Source organism: Sphingomonas liriopis (genome assembly GCF_024211255.1).
Lineage (GTDB): Bacteria > Pseudomonadota > Alphaproteobacteria > Sphingomonadales > Sphingomonadaceae > Sphingomonas > Sphingomonas liriopis.
The window spans coordinates 77,972-94,023 of the sequence record NZ_JAMLDY010000005.1 but is presented as its reverse complement, the minus strand read 5'-3'; the positions used below and the strand labels follow the sequence as shown (position 1 = coordinate 94,023).

14 protein-coding genes are annotated in these 16,052 nt (G+C 68.0%); 9 read left to right on the top strand and 5 right to left on the bottom strand.

Features of this window, described 5'->3' with window-relative positions; genetic code table 11:
- The first annotated feature begins 217 nt into the window (after positions 1 to 217).
- From M9979_RS05260 to M9979_RS05230, 7 genes are all read left to right on the top strand, one after another.
- Positions 218 to 1,204 (top strand): phosphotransferase family protein, encoded by a 987-nt coding sequence (locus tag M9979_RS05260; RefSeq protein WP_254288292.1) that lies wholly within the window; start codon positions 218 to 220, stop codon positions 1,202 to 1,204.
- Between the two features lie 29 nt (positions 1,205 to 1,233).
- Positions 1,234 to 2,496, top strand: a complete 1,263-nt coding sequence (locus M9979_RS05255) for an acyl-CoA dehydrogenase family protein (RefSeq protein ID WP_254288291.1) — start codon at positions 1,234 to 1,236, stop codon at positions 2,494 to 2,496.
- A gap of 82 nt (positions 2,497 to 2,578) precedes the next feature.
- On the top strand, positions 2,579 to 3,460 hold the full coding sequence (locus M9979_RS05250) for an SDR family NAD(P)-dependent oxidoreductase (protein ID WP_254288290.1): 882 nt from the start codon (positions 2,579 to 2,581) through the stop codon (positions 3,458 to 3,460).
- A gap of 20 nt (positions 3,461 to 3,480) precedes the next feature.
- A complete protein-coding gene (locus tag M9979_RS05245) occupies positions 3,481 to 4,707 on the top strand; it encodes a cytochrome P450 (protein WP_254288289.1) in 1,227 nt (408 codons plus the stop codon).
- Between the two features lie 49 nt (positions 4,708 to 4,756).
- Positions 4,757 to 6,559: a flavin-containing monooxygenase gene (locus M9979_RS05240; protein ID WP_254288288.1), complete on the top strand. Its 1,803-nt coding sequence runs from the start codon at positions 4,757 to 4,759 to the stop codon at positions 6,557 to 6,559.
- A gap of 115 nt (positions 6,560 to 6,674) precedes the next feature.
- Positions 6,675 to 7,331: a TetR/AcrR family transcriptional regulator gene (locus M9979_RS05235; RefSeq protein ID WP_254288287.1), complete on the top strand. Its 657-nt coding sequence runs from the start codon at positions 6,675 to 6,677 to the stop codon at positions 7,329 to 7,331.
- 76 nt (positions 7,332 to 7,407) lie between these two features.
- Entirely contained in the window at positions 7,408 to 8,052 is a 645-nt protein-coding gene (locus M9979_RS05230) for a TetR family transcriptional regulator (protein WP_254288286.1), read from the top strand.
- Positions 8,053 to 8,283: 231 nt separating this feature from the next.
- Here the strand turns inward: M9979_RS05230 and M9979_RS05225 are convergent, their stop codons facing one another.
- The 3 genes from M9979_RS05225 to M9979_RS05215 are packed head-to-tail and all read right to left on the bottom strand — an operon-like array spanning position 8,284 to position 11,004.
- Complete coding sequence (locus tag M9979_RS05225) at positions 8,284 to 9,537, bottom strand: acetyl-CoA C-acetyltransferase (protein ID WP_254288285.1); 1,254 nt, start codon at positions 9,535 to 9,537, stop codon at positions 8,284 to 8,286.
- Positions 9,538 to 9,578: 41 nt separating this feature from the next.
- Positions 9,579 to 10,682, bottom strand: a complete 1,104-nt coding sequence (locus M9979_RS05220) for a CaiB/BaiF CoA transferase family protein (RefSeq protein WP_254288284.1) — start codon at positions 10,680 to 10,682, stop codon at positions 9,579 to 9,581.
- A gap of 4 nt (positions 10,683 to 10,686) precedes the next feature.
- Positions 10,687 to 11,004, bottom strand: coding sequence for an EthD family reductase (locus tag M9979_RS05215; RefSeq protein WP_254288283.1), 318 nt, complete (start codon positions 11,002 to 11,004; stop codon positions 10,687 to 10,689).
- Between the two features lie 500 nt (positions 11,005 to 11,504).
- Between M9979_RS05215 and M9979_RS05210 the strand changes: the two genes are divergently transcribed.
- Complete coding sequence (locus tag M9979_RS05210) at positions 11,505 to 12,839, top strand: chloride channel protein (RefSeq protein WP_254288282.1); 1,335 nt, start codon at positions 11,505 to 11,507, stop codon at positions 12,837 to 12,839.
- A gap of 11 nt (positions 12,840 to 12,850) precedes the next feature.
- Positions 12,851 to 14,338, top strand: a complete 1,488-nt coding sequence (locus tag M9979_RS05205) for a DUF389 domain-containing protein (RefSeq protein WP_254288281.1) — start codon at positions 12,851 to 12,853, stop codon at positions 14,336 to 14,338.
- A gap of 108 nt (positions 14,339 to 14,446) precedes the next feature.
- Here M9979_RS05205 and M9979_RS05200 read toward each other — a convergent pair whose 3' ends face one another.
- Positions 14,447 to 15,619 (bottom strand): alpha-hydroxy acid oxidase, encoded by a 1,173-nt coding sequence (locus M9979_RS05200; protein WP_254288280.1) that lies wholly within the window; start codon positions 15,617 to 15,619, stop codon positions 14,447 to 14,449.
- A 46-nt stretch (positions 15,620 to 15,665) separates the two neighbouring features.
- The gene (locus M9979_RS05195; RefSeq protein WP_254288279.1) at positions 15,666 to 16,046 is read right to left on the bottom strand and encodes a GFA family protein; all 381 of its coding nucleotides are present in this window, start codon (positions 16,044 to 16,046) and stop codon (positions 15,666 to 15,668) included.
- Positions 16,047 to 16,052 lie beyond the last annotated feature (6 nt).

Here is a 16,052-nt window from a genome sequence, read left to right as displayed (position 1 = left end):
TGGAACCGTTTCGCCGGTTTCTCAGGAAGCGCTTTACCTCACTCGCGCTCTTAACTACACGTATAAATACGAAACGGATAGTGGTTTGTGCATCCCGGATTCGAATGCCTGATTGGCCGCTTCCCTCGGTGGATAGGCGAATGCAGGTGTTTTATTCAGGATGAATCAGTCACCTAAGACCAGAATAACGCAAGCCCGGAAGGGATAGGACGGATCCATGCAGGCGGCACTCGAAAAATATCTTGAAGCGGCTCTGCCCGGTGCCGCCGCGATGCTGGCCATCGAGTCGATCCCCGGCGGCCAGTCCAACCCCACCTTCTTCCTGACCTATGGCGACCGGCGCCTCGTCCTGCGCAAGCAGCCGCCCAACGCGCTTCCGTCCGCGCATGCGATCGATCGCGAATATCGGGTGATGGCGGCGCTGGCGGACAGCGAGGTGCCGGTGCCGGAGATGGTGCTTTACTGCGATGACCCTGCGGTGATCGGTACGCCCTTCTATCTGATGGAGCGGATCGACGGGCGGGTGTTCAACGACCCTGCGCTGCCCGGCGTATCGGCCGCGGACAGGCGCGCCATGTATCTGGCGATGGCCGATACGCTGGCGGCGCTGCACGCGGTCGACTGGCGCGCGCGCGGACTCGCCGATTTCGGGCGGTCGGGTAATTTCTTCGAACGCCAGGTCGGGCGCTGGACGCGGCAATGGCAACTGGCGGACGGCGCTGCCTCGGCGGACATCGACCATCTGATCGACTGGCTGCCGCGCCACATTCCGGCGAGCGACATCACCACCATCGCGCATGGCGATTTCCGTATCGGCAATCTCATCTATCATCCCCGCGAGCCGCGGGTCGTCGGCGTGCTCGACTGGGAATTGTCGACGCTCGGCCATCCCGCGGCGGACGTCGCCTACAGCGCGCTCGGCTGGCACCTGAACGCCGCCGATTACATGGGCATCGCCGATCTCGACCATGCCGCGCTCGGCATCCCGACGGAGCGCGAATATCTCGATCGCTATCGCGCCGCCGCGTCGCAGGCGTTCGCGGTCGAGCCGTTCCACACAGCGTTCTCGCTGTTCCGTCTCGCGGTGATCTTCGAAGGGATCGCGGCGCGCGCGCGGCAGGGCACCGCCAGCGCCGACAATGCCGCCGACGTCGGGCGGCTCGCGGGCCGCTTCGCCCGCCTGGCGGTCGAACAGATCGCCTGAACCGGCTCCGTCTTTCCAAAGGATATTGCATGGATTTCGAATATTCGCCGCGTGTCGAGGAATGGCGGGGCCGGATGGCGGTGTTCCGCGATACCCATGTCCTGCCGCAAAACCGTGCCTGGTCGCATGCGACCGAGGCCGGTCGCTATCCGTCCGAGATCATGGAGCCGCTCAAGCAACTGGCGCGCGACGAGGGGTTGTGGAACCTGTTCCTGCCGGCGCTGCGCGACGACGAGCCGGGCACGCGGCTGACCAATCTCGAATTCGCGCCGCTCGCCGAACAGATCGGCTGGATGCCCTGGTCGGCCGAGGTGTTCAATTGCAGCGCTCCCGACACGGGCAATATGGAGCTGCTGCATCTGTTCGCGACCCCGGACCAGCGTCGCCGCTGGCTGGACCCGCTGCTGCGCGGCGAGATCCGGTCGTGCTTCGCGATGACCGAACCCGACGTCGCCTCCGCCGACGCGACCAACCTCGAAACGCGCATCCGTCGCGACGGCGATCATTATGTCATCAACGGGCGCAAATGGTTCACCACCGGCGCTCTGCATCCCAATTGCCGCTTCTCGATCGTGATGGGCGTCACCGACGACGATCCCGACGCATCGCCGCACGCGCGCCATTCGATGGTGATCGTACCGATGGATACGCCGGGGCTGACCGTGGTGCGCAACGTCCCCGTGCTCAACCATCTGGCGGTCGAGGGGCATTGCGAGGTGCTGTATCGCGACGTGCGCGTGCCGGTCACCGATCTGCTGGGCGACGAAGGCGCGGGGTTCGCGCTGGCGCAGGCACGGTTGGGGCCCGGGCGCATCCATCACTGCATGCGGACGATCGGCCAGTGCGAACTGGCGCTCGACCTGATGTGCGAACGCGCGCTCGAACGCCGCGTCTATGGCCGCCACCTGTCCGACTACGCCAATATCCAGGACTGGATCGCGCTGTCGCGGATCGAGATCGATCAGGCGCGGCTGCTGGTCCTGCGTGCCGCATCGGTACTCGACCGGCATGGCAACAAGGCGGCGAAGATCGACGTGTCGGCGATCAAGGTCGTCGCGGCGGGATTGCAGACGCGGGTGATCGACCGCGCAGTCCAGGTGTTCGGGGCGATGGGCCTGACCAACGACACGCCGCTCGCCGGCTTCCTGGGCTGGGCGCGCGCGCTGCGCTTCGTCGACGGGCCGGACGAGGTCCATCTGCGGATGATCGCGCGCAACGAGATCGGCCGCATCAAGCGCGATCCGGGCGCGCGGGCGCTCTATTACACGCCGCCCGCGAGCAATCCGATCTAGCAATCCTGTAATAGTCAGTATAGACTATTAGCAGATGAAAGATGCGAGTCGGTCAGGCTCGCCGATCAAGGAGCAGGGCTGCATGGACATGCACGGAAAGACGGCGTTCATCACCGGCGGCGCGAGCGGGATCGGGCTTGCCATCGCGCAGCGCTGCGCGGCGGAAGGCATGACGCTGCTGATCGCCGATATCGAGGAGGGCGCGCTGGCGGGTGCTGCCGCGACCCTTCGCGCGGAGGGCGCGACGGTCTTCACCTATCGGCTCGATGTCGCCGATCTCGACCGGTACCGCGCCGTCGCGGCGGCGGTGATCGCCGATCATGGCGCACCGTTCCTGCTGGTCAACAACGCCGGCATCGCGTGGAAGGCGCCCGCCAGTGCCGCGACGCCCGAGGACTGGCGCTGGACGATCTCGGTCAACGTGCTCGGGCTGGGGTATGGCCTCAGTCTGTTCGTGCCGGCGATGATCGCCGGCGGGCAGGGTGGCTATGTGCTCAACACCGCCTCGATCACCGGGCTGATCGTCTCGCCGGGCGGCTCGGCGGTCTATTCGGCGAGCAAGCATGCCGTCGTCGCCATCTCCGAAACGCTGGCGCACGAACTGCGCCCGCACGGGATCCACGTCGCCGTCCTGTGTCCGGGCAGCGTCGCCACCAACATCACCGATGCCGACCGCAACCTGCCCGCCGATCTGACGCCCGACGCGCTGAGCAGCGCGGCGGCGGAGGAGCGCGCCTTCACCCGGTCGTTCGTCGACAACGGCATCGCCCCCGCGGCGGTCGCGGATCAGGCGTTCGCGGCGCTGGCGGAGCGGCGCTTCTACGTCGTCACCCATCCCGAATATCGCGACGAGATCGAAACCCGTCACCGCCAGATTGAGGCCGCGGTGCGCGGCGAACCCGCCAGCGACGTCGCGCTGCTCGCCATGGCGAAGCAGGTCCTCAACCTTCAGCCCCTCACCTGATGCTTGCGAAAGGTTCCATCATGACCGCTGTCCAGGACGATCTGCCGCGCGGGCTCGAGCTCACCTCGTTGTCCGCGACCTTCCGCGACGATCCGCATGCCGTGCTGAACGCGGCGCGCGGCAAATGCCCGGTGCTGCACGACGGGATGCTGCGCGATTATGTCGTGCTGTCGGCGGAGGTGGGGCGCAAGGTGCTCGCCGACCGCCAGCTGCCCAGCGATCCACGCAACACCGTGGAGACGTCGACCCGGCGGCTGCGCGGCGAGGATTTGACGCGCGACCCGCCGATCATGTTCATGGACGATCCGCTGCACAAGCGCGTACGCGGGCTGGTCGGCCGCGCGTTCAACGCCGAGCGGATCGAGCGTGCACGGCCGCGTGTCGCGACGCTGTGCCGCCAGCTGATCGACGCCGCGGGGACGGGCGCGTTCGACTTCGTCGATGCGATCGCCCGGCCGCTGCCGACGATCACCATCGCCGATATTCTCGGCATCGATTCGCGCCATCACGACGATTTCAAGATCTGGTCGGACCGGATGGTCGCCGCGATGCTGAACCCGCTCGCGCCGCCCGCGGTCAAGGAAGAGGGTGCGGCCGCGGCGGTCAGCCTGTATCAGCTGTTCAGCGCCGAAATCGCCGCGCGGCGTGCCGGCGCGATGGACGGCGACGACCTCATCACCGCGCTGATGACCGCCGAACATCAGGGCGAACGGCTGACCGACCCGGAGATCGTCGAACATGCGCAGGTGCTGCTGATCGCTGGCAACCAGACGACGACCGATCTGCTCGGCACGATGATCTGCAACATCCTGAAGGCCGGGGACAGCTGGGCGCGGCTGGTCGCCGATCCGGCGCTGATCCCCAATGCGGTGGACGAGGCGATCCGGTTCGAACCGCCGATCTTCTCGACCGACCGGATCGCGGGCGAGGACATGGAACTGGGCGGCGTCGCCATCCCCAAGGGGCATCAGATCTCGATCATGCTGACCGCGCTCAACCACGATCCTGCGGTCAATCCCGATCCCGACCGGTTCGATATCGCGCGCAAGCCGGTCAAGCATTTCTCGTTCGGCGGGGGGCGGCACACCTGCCTCGGCGCGCCGCTCGCGCGGCTGGAGGCACAGGAATTGCTGAAGGCGATGGTCGAGCGCTTCCCGACACTGGTCGCCGACCCGGCGCATGACGCGGTCTATACGATGAACCCGGGCTTCCGCGGGCTGGAGAGTTTCTGGGTCAAGCCCGCCTGAACCGCAACGATAGGACCCTCGCCGGGCAGGCGGGGACAAGGAGCTGGATATGTCGGTTGTTGATGCTGGAACGACCCCGGTCGATCTCGAGGGCTTGCGCGCCAAATATCTGGAGGAGCGCGACAAGAGGCTGCGCAAGGACGGCATCGACCAGTATATCGGGACCGGCGGCGACTTCTCCTATTTCGCCGAGGATCCGTATGTCGAGCGCGTCGAGCGCGTCCCGATCACGCGGACGTGCGAGGTGGCGATCGTCGGCGCGGGCTTCGGCGGCATCCTGACCGCGGTGAAGCTGAAGGACGCCGGGATCGACGATGTCCTGATGATCGAGAAGGGCGGCGACTTCGGCGGGACCTGGTACTGGAACCGCTATCCGGGCCTCGCCTGCGACATGAAATCCTACGTCTACCTGCCGCTGCTGGAGGAGACGGGCTACATGCCGCCGCGCTCCTATGCCTCGGGACCGGAGATCCGTGCCCATGCCGAACGGATCGTCGATCATTGGTCGTTGCGCGACAAGGCGTTGTTCCAGACGCTGGTGACGCGCGCCGAATGGATCGGGGCGAGCGGCCGCTGGCGCGTATCGACCGATCGCGGCGACGTGATCGAGGCGCGTTATCTGGTCACCGCCAACGGGCCGTTGTCCAGGCCCAAGCTGCCCGGCATTCCCGGGATCGCCGGCTTCAGGGGGCATACCTTCCACACCAGCCGCTGGGATTATGCCTATACCGGTGGCGGACCGGACGGGAACCTGACCGGCCTGAAGGGCAAGCGCGTCGCGATCATCGGCACGGGTGCGACCGGCATCCAGTGCATCCCCCATCTCGCCGCGAGCGCCGATCACCTCTACGTCGTCCAGCGCACGCCGTCCGGTGTCGATATCCGGCAGGAGGTGCCGACCGATCCCGAATGGGCCGCGTCGCTCAAGCCCGGCTGGCAGAAGGAATGGATCGACAATTTCAACGCGCTGACCTCGGGCGGCGCGGCGGAGCGCGACCTGATCGAGGATGGCTGGACCTTCCTGTTCAAGAAGATCGCCGCGGCGGCGGCGACCGCCAGCGGCCCCGATGCGATGCTGCAGATCCTGCACGCCGCCGAGGTCGCGGACGCCGAGAAGATGAACGAGATCCGCGCGCGGATCGACGCGATCGTTGCGGACCCGGCGACCGCCGAGCGGCTCAAGCCCTGGTATCGCCGCTTCTGCAAGCGGCCGGTGTTCCACGACGGCTATCTGGAGACGTTCAACCGCGACAACGTCACCCTGCTCGACACCGACGGGCGCGGGGTGGAGGCGGTCACCGAGACGGGCATCCGCGTCGGCGGCGTGGAATATGAGGTCGACTGCATCGTCTTCGCCTCGGGATTCGAGGTCGGCACCGACTACATCCGCCGCGCCGGCTACGACATCGTCGGGCGCGGCGGCCTGTCGCTGCAGGACAAATGGTCGCACCGTTTCTCCACCTTCCACGGCATGCACGTCCATGGCTTCCCCAATCTGTTCCTCCACCAGAATGCGCAGGCGGCGCTTCCTGCCAATTTCTGCCACGGCCTGGCCGAGGGTGCGAAGGCGATCGCCGCGATCCTCGGCCATGCGCAGGCGCTGGATCGTCCGGTCGTCGAGGCGACGCAGGACGCGGAGGATGCTTGGGTGGCGCATTGCGGCGAGGTCGCGGCGAATCTCGTGCCGTTCTTCGAACAATGCACGCCGGGCTATTACAACCTGGAGGGTCATTTGACACAGGAGGCGGCGCAGGGCTTCGGCTATGGCGCCGGGGCGGCGGCCTTCTTCCACCTGAAGGACCAGTGGCTGGCGGACGGCCGCTTCGCAGGGCTGGAATTCTCGACGGGCTGAGCGGCTGGCCCGTCCATAGCCATGGAATATCAAGCAAATGTCATCCGGTTCGGACCCGCCGGATGGACACCCCCGCACGCTCGCCTACATTGTGCGATCGTTGCGACCATCCGGGATGATCGATTTGCCTGCCACCCCTGTTGCCGCCAACGGCGAGCGAAACGTTGCGACGCGCGCGCGCGGCAAGGCGACCCGTGACATCCTGCTGTCGAGCGCGATCAAACTGGTCGCGCTGCACGGTTATGCCGCGACCACGACGCAGGCCGTGCTGGACGATGCCGGCGTCAGCCGCGGGTCGCTGCTCCACCAGTTCCCGACCCGCGACATGCTGATGGTCGCCACCGCCGAGGAAGCGATGCAGCGGATGCTCGCCGCGGTCGAGAGCGGGCTGCTGCGGCATAGCGATCTGCTCAAGGGGATGATGGACTTCCCCAGCATCCTGTGGCGGGTGCAGACCGATCTGCCGGCGCGCGCCTTCACCGAAATCCAGCTCGCCAGCCGCTGGGATACCAGCTTGGAAGACGGGCTGCAGCGCGCGATGCGCGCGATGAGCGACCTGGCGAGCGGCAAGGTGATGCAGGTCGCCGAGCAGTTCGCGATGAGCGATCCGCTGGGCCTGCTCAACGAGGTCTATCTGCTGATTGCCGCGACACAGGGGCTGGCGATCGGCCGCGACCTGACCGGCAACAAGATGCTGGCGACCGCGTCGCTCGCATTGCTGAAGGAGCGTTTCGTCGCCGCGCTGCGCGGGCGGCTGCCAGCGTCCTCCTGATCCGCCTCGTCATTCGTCGCTTGGCTCTTTCCGCCTTTCACGATAGATTGGTTCATCAATCAGTTAAGGAATGCGGGTGGCGGGACGGAAGGCGATCGTTCAGGACGTGGAGGCGCCGGCGTCGGGGCGCGCGCGGCTGCTCGAGGCAACAAGCATCGCCATGCGCGAGGCGGACAGCCTCGACGTGCCGCTGAGCGACATCGCTGCCAGGGCCGGGCTCAACGCCGCGCTGGTGCGCTATTATTTCGGTGGCAAGGACGGGCTGCTGCGAGCGTTGCTGGAGCGGGATACCGAGAACAACCTCGCCGAACTCGATCATCTGCTCGCCATGGACATTCGCCCGGCGAAGAAGCTGCGCTATCATCTCGCCGGCCTCATCAACACCTACTACAATTATCCCTATCTCAGCCGGCTGATGATCAAACTGTTGCAGGAAGGCACGGAAGACGAACGCCAGCGGATCGCCGACCGTTTCCTGAAACCGATCGCCGACGCGTACGACGTGATCGTGCGTGAGGGGCGGGCGATCGGCGAATTCCGCGACATCGACCCGAAATTACTCTATTTCAACGTGATCGGCATGTGCGATCATCTGTTCTCGTCGAGCGTATCGCTCAAATATTGCTATGGCATCGCCGTCGTCGACGATACGCTGAAGCGGCAATATATCGATCAGGTGGTGACGATCTTCCTGAAGGGCGTGCTCGCCGACGAGGCGTGACAGGTGTGCCGGGCGTGTGATTCCCGTCCGCATGTAAGCGTGCCGAAGAACGGGAAAGCGTGTTCGCGCAGAGGCGCGGAGGACGCAGAGATGTCTCGCGTGGAGGGGCGTAGCCCTGTCATCTTTATGGCCTGATGAGCGGGGCCGCCGCTGCGGCAGGCGCAACACCTCTGCGTCCTCCGCGCCTCCGCGCGAACATCTCTTCTTCTGCTGCAGATCGCTTCCCGGGCGCTACATCCGCTCGACGATGATCGCGGGCGCCATGCCGCCTGCCGCGCACATCGTCACCAGCCCGCGCTTGAGGTCGCGGCGTTCCAGTTCGTCGACGATCGTGCCGATCAGGATCGCGCCCGTCGCGCCGATCGGATGGCCGAGCGCGATCGCACCGCCGTTGACGTTGACGCGGGACCGGTCGAGGCGGAGGTCGCGGATGAACTTTTCGGTGACTACCGCGAACGCCTCGTTGATCTCCCACAGGTCGATGTCGTCCACCGACAGCCCGGCCTTGGCCAGCGCCTTGTGCGCGGCGGGGACGGGGGCGTTGAGCATCAGCGTCGGGCAGTCGCCGACATTAGCCGTGGCGACGATGCGCGCGCGGGGCGCCAGCCCGTGGCGGCGGGCATAATCGGGCGAGGCGAGCAGCAGCGCCGCGGCGCCGTCGACGACGCCCGACGAATTGCCGGCATGGTGGATGTGCTGGATATCGAGGTCGGGATAGCGTGCGTTGATGAGCTGGCGATAGGTCGTACCCGCATCGTCCACCGCGACGTCGGCGATGGCCGCAAAGGACGGGCGCAGCGCCGCCAGCCCCTCCGCCGTCGTGCCCGGACGGGGAAATTCGTCCCGGTCGAGCGCGAGCGTACCGTCGAGATGGTGGACGGGGACGAGGCTGCGCGCGAACCGCCCCTCGGCGATGGCGACGGCGGCGCGCTGCTGGCTTTCGAGTGCCAGGGCATCGACGTCCTCGCGACCGATCCCCTCGATCGTCGCGATCGCGTCGGCGCAGACGCCCTGGTGCGATTGCGGATGGCGCGCGCGCAGCCGCAGGTTGCCGGCATCCATCATCATCGGCGGTTCGCCGCGCGCCGCCTCCTGCGCCGCCATCGTCGCCGTCAGCGACATCATCTCGGTCCCGCCCGCGACGATCGCCTCTTCGAAGCCCGATGCGATCATGCCCGCTGCCAGGCTGACCGCGGTGATCCCCGATCCGCAGAACCGGTCGAGCGTCACGCCGCTGACCTGCGTGTCGAATCCGGCGTCGAGCAGCGCCATGCGCGCAAGGTCGTTGCCCTGCGCCCCCCGCTGTGCGCTGGTGCCCCAGATGACGTCGTCGATCGTCGCGCTGTCGATCCCGTTCCGCTCGACCAGCGCTTGGAGGACGGTGGCGGCAAGGACCTGCGGATGCAGGTCCGCCAGCGCGCCTTTGCCCGGTTTGCCGATGCCGCGGGGGGTGCGGGCGGCGTCGATGATCCATGCTTCCGACATGCTGTCCTGTCCTGTTGAAATGCCGATTCGTGTGCGGCGGGTCAGCCGGGGGTGGCCGCGCCGTCGAACGCCATGCCGGTGCGCGGCACGCCGTCCCACATGCGGGGGCGCGGCAGAGGGGTTGCGGAATAACGCGGTGCGGGCGCAGGCTGCATCACGCCGTCGATCTCGACGAACGTCTCTCGCGTCGCGTTATGCGGGTGGAGCGGTGCCTCGCGCATCGACAGGACGGGGGCGAAGCAGATGTCGGTGCCCGCCATCGCCGTCGTCCATTCGTCGCGCGTCCGGGTGCGGATGATCGCCGCGAGCCGGGGCTTCAACGCCGCCCAGCGCGTGGCGTCGAAATGGTCGTCCCATTCCTCGCCGGTCAGTCCCGCGGCGGCGCGCAGGAGCGCGTAGAATTTCGGTTCGATCGATCCCAGCGCGATGAACCCGCCGTCGGCGGTCTCGTAGGTGTCGTAGAAATGCGCGCCGGTATCGAGCAGGTTGACGCCGCGTTCGTCGCGCCACATGCCGACCGCCATCATGCTCCAGATCGCGCTCATCAACAGCGCGCTGCCATCGGTCATCGCGCAGTCGATCACCTGCCCCTCGCCGGTCGCGCGGGCGTGGTAGAGCGCGCTGACCATGCCGAAGGCGAGCATCATCGCACCGCCGCCGAAATCGCCGACCATGTTGATCGGCGGCGTCGGCTTCTCGCCCGCGCGCCCGAAGGCGTGGAGTGCGCCGCTGAGCGCGATATAGTTGATGTCGTGGCCGGCGGCCTGCGCATAGGGGCCGGTCTGCCCCCAGCCGGTCATCCGGCCATAGACGAGCCGCGGATTGCGGGCGAGCAGCTCCGCCGGGCCGAGCCCCAGCCGCTCCATCACGCCGGGCCGGAATCCTTCGATCACGCCGTCCGCATCGGCGATCAGCTCTTGGACGCGGTCGCGTCCCGCCTCCGTCTTGAGGTCCGCCGCGACGAAGGTGCGCGAGCGCAACGTGACGTCGCGCCGGCGGATGGCGATCGCCTGTTCGGTCAGGTCTTCGGGCCGTTCGATGCGGATGACCTCCGCACCGTGGTCGGCCAGCATCATAGCGGCGAAGGGGGCGGGGCCGATCCCGGCGAATTCGACGATCCGCAAGCCTGTCAGGGGGCCGGCCATCCGATCAGGCCGTCACGGCGACGTTGACCTGTCCGATCGGCGAGACGTCGGAAAAGCGGGCGATGTCCTGCTGAAGCAGCACCGCGTCGGGGTGGGCCAGGGCTTCTTGCAGGTCTGCATCGGATTTGAAGTACAGCACGGTGAGTGCGGCGAACGGCAGAGCGGCGCCCGGCACCAGCGACGTGACCCCCTTCAGCACCTCCACTCGGTCGAGGAACGATCCCCATATCCGGTCGACCAGCGGAAGATGCTGCCCGGCGTAATAGGTGACGTCGAAGTCGCGCGTCGTGGCAGGGTAGAACAGGGTCAGGATCGGCTGCATTCTTGCTCGTCCTCATGGCAAGGCCTGCGCATTACTTAATCGTACAATTAATTCTTCGCAAGGGGTTCGGTGACGGTGCCGACCGCGCGATCGGCACCGCCTGTGCGTTCGTGACATAGCGTGCGGCGGCTCCGTCAAACCAACGTGGCAGGTGGGCAGATGTGGTTCCATGACAGCTGCTCACAGGCGCATGCCATATCCGCCGGCTGACCGGATCGATCGAGCGGGCCGATCTTTGCGATCAGCCGCTTCCTCGACCACCGCGACGCTGCGACCGCCAAATAACGGACACCGTGAGGCAGCCGTGACCAGCGACGACGCCAACGCACCAGGAGACGACACGATGAAGGGTGCGACGACGGCCGCGATGGCGTCGGCGGCTCCGGTCCAGGCACAGGAGCGCCGATCGGTCGCTCCGGAGGCGCGCGATGGCGCAGACCGCTACCCTCGCGTCGATGGATCGGGCTGGCCTTGCCGATCGTTCGCCTTAAAGAGGGAAAATGGCCGGCATATTCGACCGCCTTGTACCGGCCAAGCGCTGGACGCCGTCGCGCTACAGGGCGTTGCTTCGCGCGCGGGGGCCGCGATCGACGCAATTTCGCACGCGCATGGCCATCATCGTCGGTGCGGTGCTGGTTGGGATCGTCGCCACGCTCTTTGCCGAAGCAGCCGATCTGGCCAGCGCGACGTTCGGCCGTTTCGCGCGGAACGGGCACTGGCTGCCGCTCGTCACGACGCCGCTGACCTTCATGGGGCTGGTGTGGATGACGCGCCGCTACGCTCCGCTCGCACGCGGGTCGGGGATTCCGCAGGTGATCGCGGCGCAGGCCGATCCGAACGCGGCGACCCGCACGCTGATCTCGATCCGGACGGTCGCTGCCAAGGCGGTGCTGACCATCGGCGCGGTGCTGGGCGGCGCGTCGGTCGGCCGCGAGGGGCCGACCGTTCAGATCGCGGCTGCGGTGATGGGCTTCACGCACCGCCTGCTGCGCGTGCCGTTGCGTGGCGGAGTGGTGATCGCCGGCGGCGCGGCCGGCGTGGCCGCTGCGTTCAACACGCCACTCGCCGGATTGATGTTCGCGATCGAGGAGCTGGCGTCTGCCTACGAGCAGCGGGTGACGCTGCTCGTCCTCGCCGCGATCGTCGTCGCCGGCATGGTCGCGCAGTCGGTACAGGGCGATTACATCTATTTCGGCGCGATCGGCGCTCACATGACGCTGCTGTCGGCGTTGCTGGTGGCGCCGGTGGCGGGGATTGCCGGCGGCATGACCGGCGGGGTGTTCTCGCGAACGCTGCTGGCGATGGCGATCGGCCGCAACCGGCTGACCGACTGGTCGCGCGCGCATCCGGTGGCGTTCGCCGGCCTGTGCGGCAGCGTCGTCGCGGTGCTCGGCGTCGCCACCGGGCTGACCTGGGGAACCGGCTATGCATCGGCGCGCGCGATGATCGTCGGGGTCGACGCGCCCCTGTGGTTCGGTCCCGCCAAGATGATCGCCACCGCCGCGACCGCGATCGCCGGCCTGCCGGGGGGCATCTTCGCGCCGTCGCTCGCGGTGGGGGCGGGGGTCGGCAATCTGCTGCGCGAGATCTTCCCCGGCGAGCCGGCCAGCGCGATCGTGATCCTGGGCATGGTCGGCTATTTCGCCGGCGTAGTCCGCGCGCCGCTGACCGCGGTCATCATCCTGTCGGAGACGACCGCGAGCCGCGGCCTGATGCTGCCGATGTTCGCCACGGCGTTCATCGCCGATGCCGCCAGCCAATGGGTGTGCCGCGACAAACTGTACCACGGCCTGTCGAAGACCTTCACGATGACGGAGACGATTCGATCCACCTGAACCCTGCACAGATGTTCGCTTTGCCACGGTCGTGGCTCGCCCGCGCGACCGAAGGCGTCGACCATGACGGCGTCCGACGGCAGATCGCCGAGGAATCGGGCTGGTCGGGCCGCTATGCCTTCCTGATCGTCATCTCTGCGGCGATCTCGCTGCTCGGTCTGCTGATGCCGTCGGTGGCGGTGCTGATCGGCGCGATGCTGCTGTCGCCGCTGATGATGCCGATCATCGGTCTGGGGTTCGGCATCGCCACGCTCGACTTTCCCGAGATCCGCCGCGCGGCGACGGCGCTGGTCCTGGGCGCGACGATCGCGGTGGCGCTGTCCGTCGTGCTGATCCTGCTCTCTCCGGTGCAGACGATCACCAGCGAGATCGCCGGACGCACGCAGCCGACGCTGTTCGATCTGCTCGTCGCGTTGCTCTCGGCCATCGCCGGCGGCTATGCGCTGATCCGCGGGCGTGGCGGCACGGTCGTCGGGGTGGCGATCGCGATCGCGCTGATGCCGCCGCTGGTGGTGGTCGGCTTCGGCATCGCGACGGCGAACTGGGTGGTCTTCTCGGGCGCGCTGCTGCTGTTCCTGACCAATGCGATCACCATCGCGCTGACCGCGGCGCTGGTGGCGCGCTGCTATGGTTTCGGCAGCCATCTGTCGCCGCGACACACCGGCTGGCAGCTCGTCCTGTTCGCGGTGGCGATCGGGCTGCTGTCGATTCCGCTCGGCGCCGGCCTGCGCAGGATCGCGTTCGAGGCGGTCGCGCAGCGCCAGGTGCGCGATGCGCTGGGCGACGATTTCCCCGCCGGGGCGCGGCTGAGCCAGGTCGAGATCGATCATGGCGCCGATCCGGTGCGCGTGCGCGCGGTGATGCTGACGCCGCGGATCGAACCGGGGGCGGATCGCAAGCTCGCCGCGGACCTGCGCCGGCGGCTCGCACGGCCGGTCGACGTCCATGTCGATCAGGTGCGCATCTCGCCCGAAACCGGCGCGGTCGAGGCGGCGCAGATCGCACGCGCGGGCAATGGCGATGCGTTGCGTGCCGCACGCGAACGCGATCGTGCAGTCGCGGACGTCGCGCTGATCGCCGGCGTGCCCGTCGCAGCGGTGCGTGCGGACCCCTCTGACCGGACGATCCGCGCCGCTGCGGCGCCGCTGACCGGCCTCGGCATCGCCGGCTATCGCGATCTCGAGCAGCGTGCGGATGCCGCGGTCGACGACTGGCACGTCCTGCTCACGCCGCCCGGCGACATCGCCCTGCCCGCCATCCCCATCACCGCCGGCGTCATCGACGACGAAGCGCTATCGGCGGCAAGCTGGGCGTCCGCGCGGCTGGCCCGGTCGATCGTGGTTCGCGGCGGCAGCCTGCGTCAACGCACCGCGGTCGCTCAGGGGATCGTCACGCGTGGCGGCCGTGCCGAACCCGGGTCGGCCGGGGGGCGCCTGCGGCTCGACTGGTCGGTCGCGCGTGTGATGCCGGATCAGGAACCCGGCGAGCGCGGACCATAAGCGTATAGCTCGTCTGAGCGTCTACGCCCGACGCGGTGGGGAATCTGGTCGTGCACCGCATAGTCGCCGGTGGTGTGCAGCACCCCCTTGGGCTTGCCATGGACCTGGTCAGCCCAATCCCGTCCCGCTTGGCCGACGGCGGACGTGGCGGCGCGACAAGGCGGCGACGTCGTTGATCCCGGCGAGGGTCAGCGTGCGTTCGAACTCCTCGTGCAGCAGCGTCAGGAGGCGATCGACGCCCGGCTCGCCGCCTGCTGCGAGGCCATACAGGTACGGACGCCCGATCGAGCAGGCGGTCGCTCCGAGGGCCAGCGCTTTCACGACGTCCGATCCGCGCCTGATGCCGCCGTCGCAGATCAGGTCGGGCGCATCGCCGACCGCGTCGCGCACCGCCGCGATCTGGTCGATCGGGGCGGGGGCGCCGTCGAGCTGGCGGCCGCCGTGGTTGGAGACCATGACGCCGGTCGCGCCGCAAGCGATCGCGCGGCGCGCGTCCTCGGGCGTCATCACGCCCTTGATCGCGAGCGGGCCGTTCCATTCGCGCGCCAGCCATTCGACGTCGCGCCAGCCGACCGAGCGATCGAACTGCCCGCCGATATAGTCGAACAGGCTCATCGGCCCCGATGCCAGCGCATCGACCTTGTGGCTGACGTTGGCGAGGTCGAACTTGGACCCGGTCAGCGCGGGCAGCGACCAGGCGGGGTGGAGCGCGAAGCTGAGCAGCGAACGCAGCGTCAGCTTCGGCGGCAGCGATAGGCCGCTGACCCGGTCGCGTTCGCGGTTGCCCGCGACCGGCGTGTCGACGGTCAGCGCGAGGCCGTGGAAGCCCGCCTCGCGACAGCGCGCCACGAATTCGGCGGTGAGGCCGCGGTCCTTGAAGATGTAGACCTGGAAGACCTTGGGGCCGGCGAACGCCTGCGCGAGATCCTCCAGCCGCGTCGTGCCCATCGTCGAGAGGCTGTAGAGCAGCCCGTGCCGCGCCGCCGCGCGGGCGACGGCGAGTTCGGCTTCCCCATGGAACATGCGGGTGAGGCCGGTCGGCGACAGCATCAGCGGCCAGCGCGACGGCTGCCCGAAGATCCGGGTTTCCGTCCGGATGGCCGACACGTCGTTGAGGACGTCGGGGACCAGTTCGTAGTCGGCGAACGCGGCGGCGTTGCGGCGGAGCGACACCTCGTCGTCCGCCCCGCCGTCGATATAGTCGAAGATCGGCCGCGGCAGCCGGCGGCGGGCCATCAGGCGCAGGTCGGCTACGTTGTTCGCTCGGGCAAGTCGCGTCATGGTGCCTTCTGTACCCGAAGCACGGGCACCGTATAGTCGTCGCGCGTCAGGCCGTCAGCGCCCGCATGAAATCCGCCGGCGGCGGTGCCTCCGGCCAGCGCGGCACATCCGCGGGGATGACGACCCAGCGCTGGCGATAGGCGGTGAAGATGTGCGCGACGCAGTCGAGTTCCTCCGACCGGTCGAGCGTGCCGGCGCGCACCACCGCGATGCCCGGTCGCCGCGTGTTGGTGTTGTAGAGGCGCGCATGGCAGGTACCGCAAAACCGCTGGGTCGAGGTGCGGTCCTCGGTCGTGATCTCCTGGACGACGACGGATCCGGTGACGGACAGCCGGTCCTCCGCCACCAGCGCCTGTACGCTGAACGCGCTACCGGTCCACCGCTGGCAGACGTGGCAGTTGCCTGACGGTCGGCGCCCGCCGCCCACCGCTAG

Excerpts from the sequence above, each read along its gene's own strand:
- M9979_RS05250 (WP_254288290.1), top strand. The coding sequence starts at position 2,579 with ATGGACATGCACGGAAAGACGGCGTTCATCACCGGCGGCGCGAGCGGG.
- M9979_RS05225 (WP_254288285.1), bottom strand. The coding sequence starts at position 9,537 with ATGTCGGAAGCATGGATCATCGACGCCGCCCGCACCCCCCGCGGCATC.
- M9979_RS05255 (WP_254288291.1), top strand. The coding sequence starts at position 1,234 with ATGGATTTCGAATATTCGCCGCGTGTCGAGGAATGGCGGGGCCGGATG.
- M9979_RS05210 (WP_254288282.1), top strand. The coding sequence starts at position 11,505 with ATGGCCGGCATATTCGACCGCCTTGTACCGGCCAAGCGCTGGACGCCG.
- M9979_RS05215 (WP_254288283.1), bottom strand. The coding sequence starts at position 11,004 with ATGCAGCCGATCCTGACCCTGTTCTACCCTGCCACGACGCGCGACTTC.
- M9979_RS05260 (WP_254288292.1), top strand. The coding sequence starts at position 218 with ATGCAGGCGGCACTCGAAAAATATCTTGAAGCGGCTCTGCCCGGTGCC.
- M9979_RS05240 (WP_254288288.1), top strand. The coding sequence starts at position 4,757 with ATGTCGGTTGTTGATGCTGGAACGACCCCGGTCGATCTCGAGGGCTTG.
- M9979_RS05245 (WP_254288289.1), top strand. The coding sequence starts at position 3,481 with ATGACCGCTGTCCAGGACGATCTGCCGCGCGGGCTCGAGCTCACCTCG.
- M9979_RS05200 (WP_254288280.1), bottom strand. The coding sequence starts at position 15,619 with ATGACGCGACTTGCCCGAGCGAACAACGTAGCCGACCTGCGCCTGATG.
- M9979_RS05235 (WP_254288287.1), top strand. The coding sequence starts at position 6,675 with ATGATCGATTTGCCTGCCACCCCTGTTGCCGCCAACGGCGAGCGAAAC.
- M9979_RS05205 (WP_254288281.1), top strand. The coding sequence starts at position 12,851 with ATGTTCGCTTTGCCACGGTCGTGGCTCGCCCGCGCGACCGAAGGCGTC.
- M9979_RS05220 (WP_254288284.1), bottom strand. The coding sequence starts at position 10,682 with ATGGCCGGCCCCCTGACAGGCTTGCGGATCGTCGAATTCGCCGGGATC.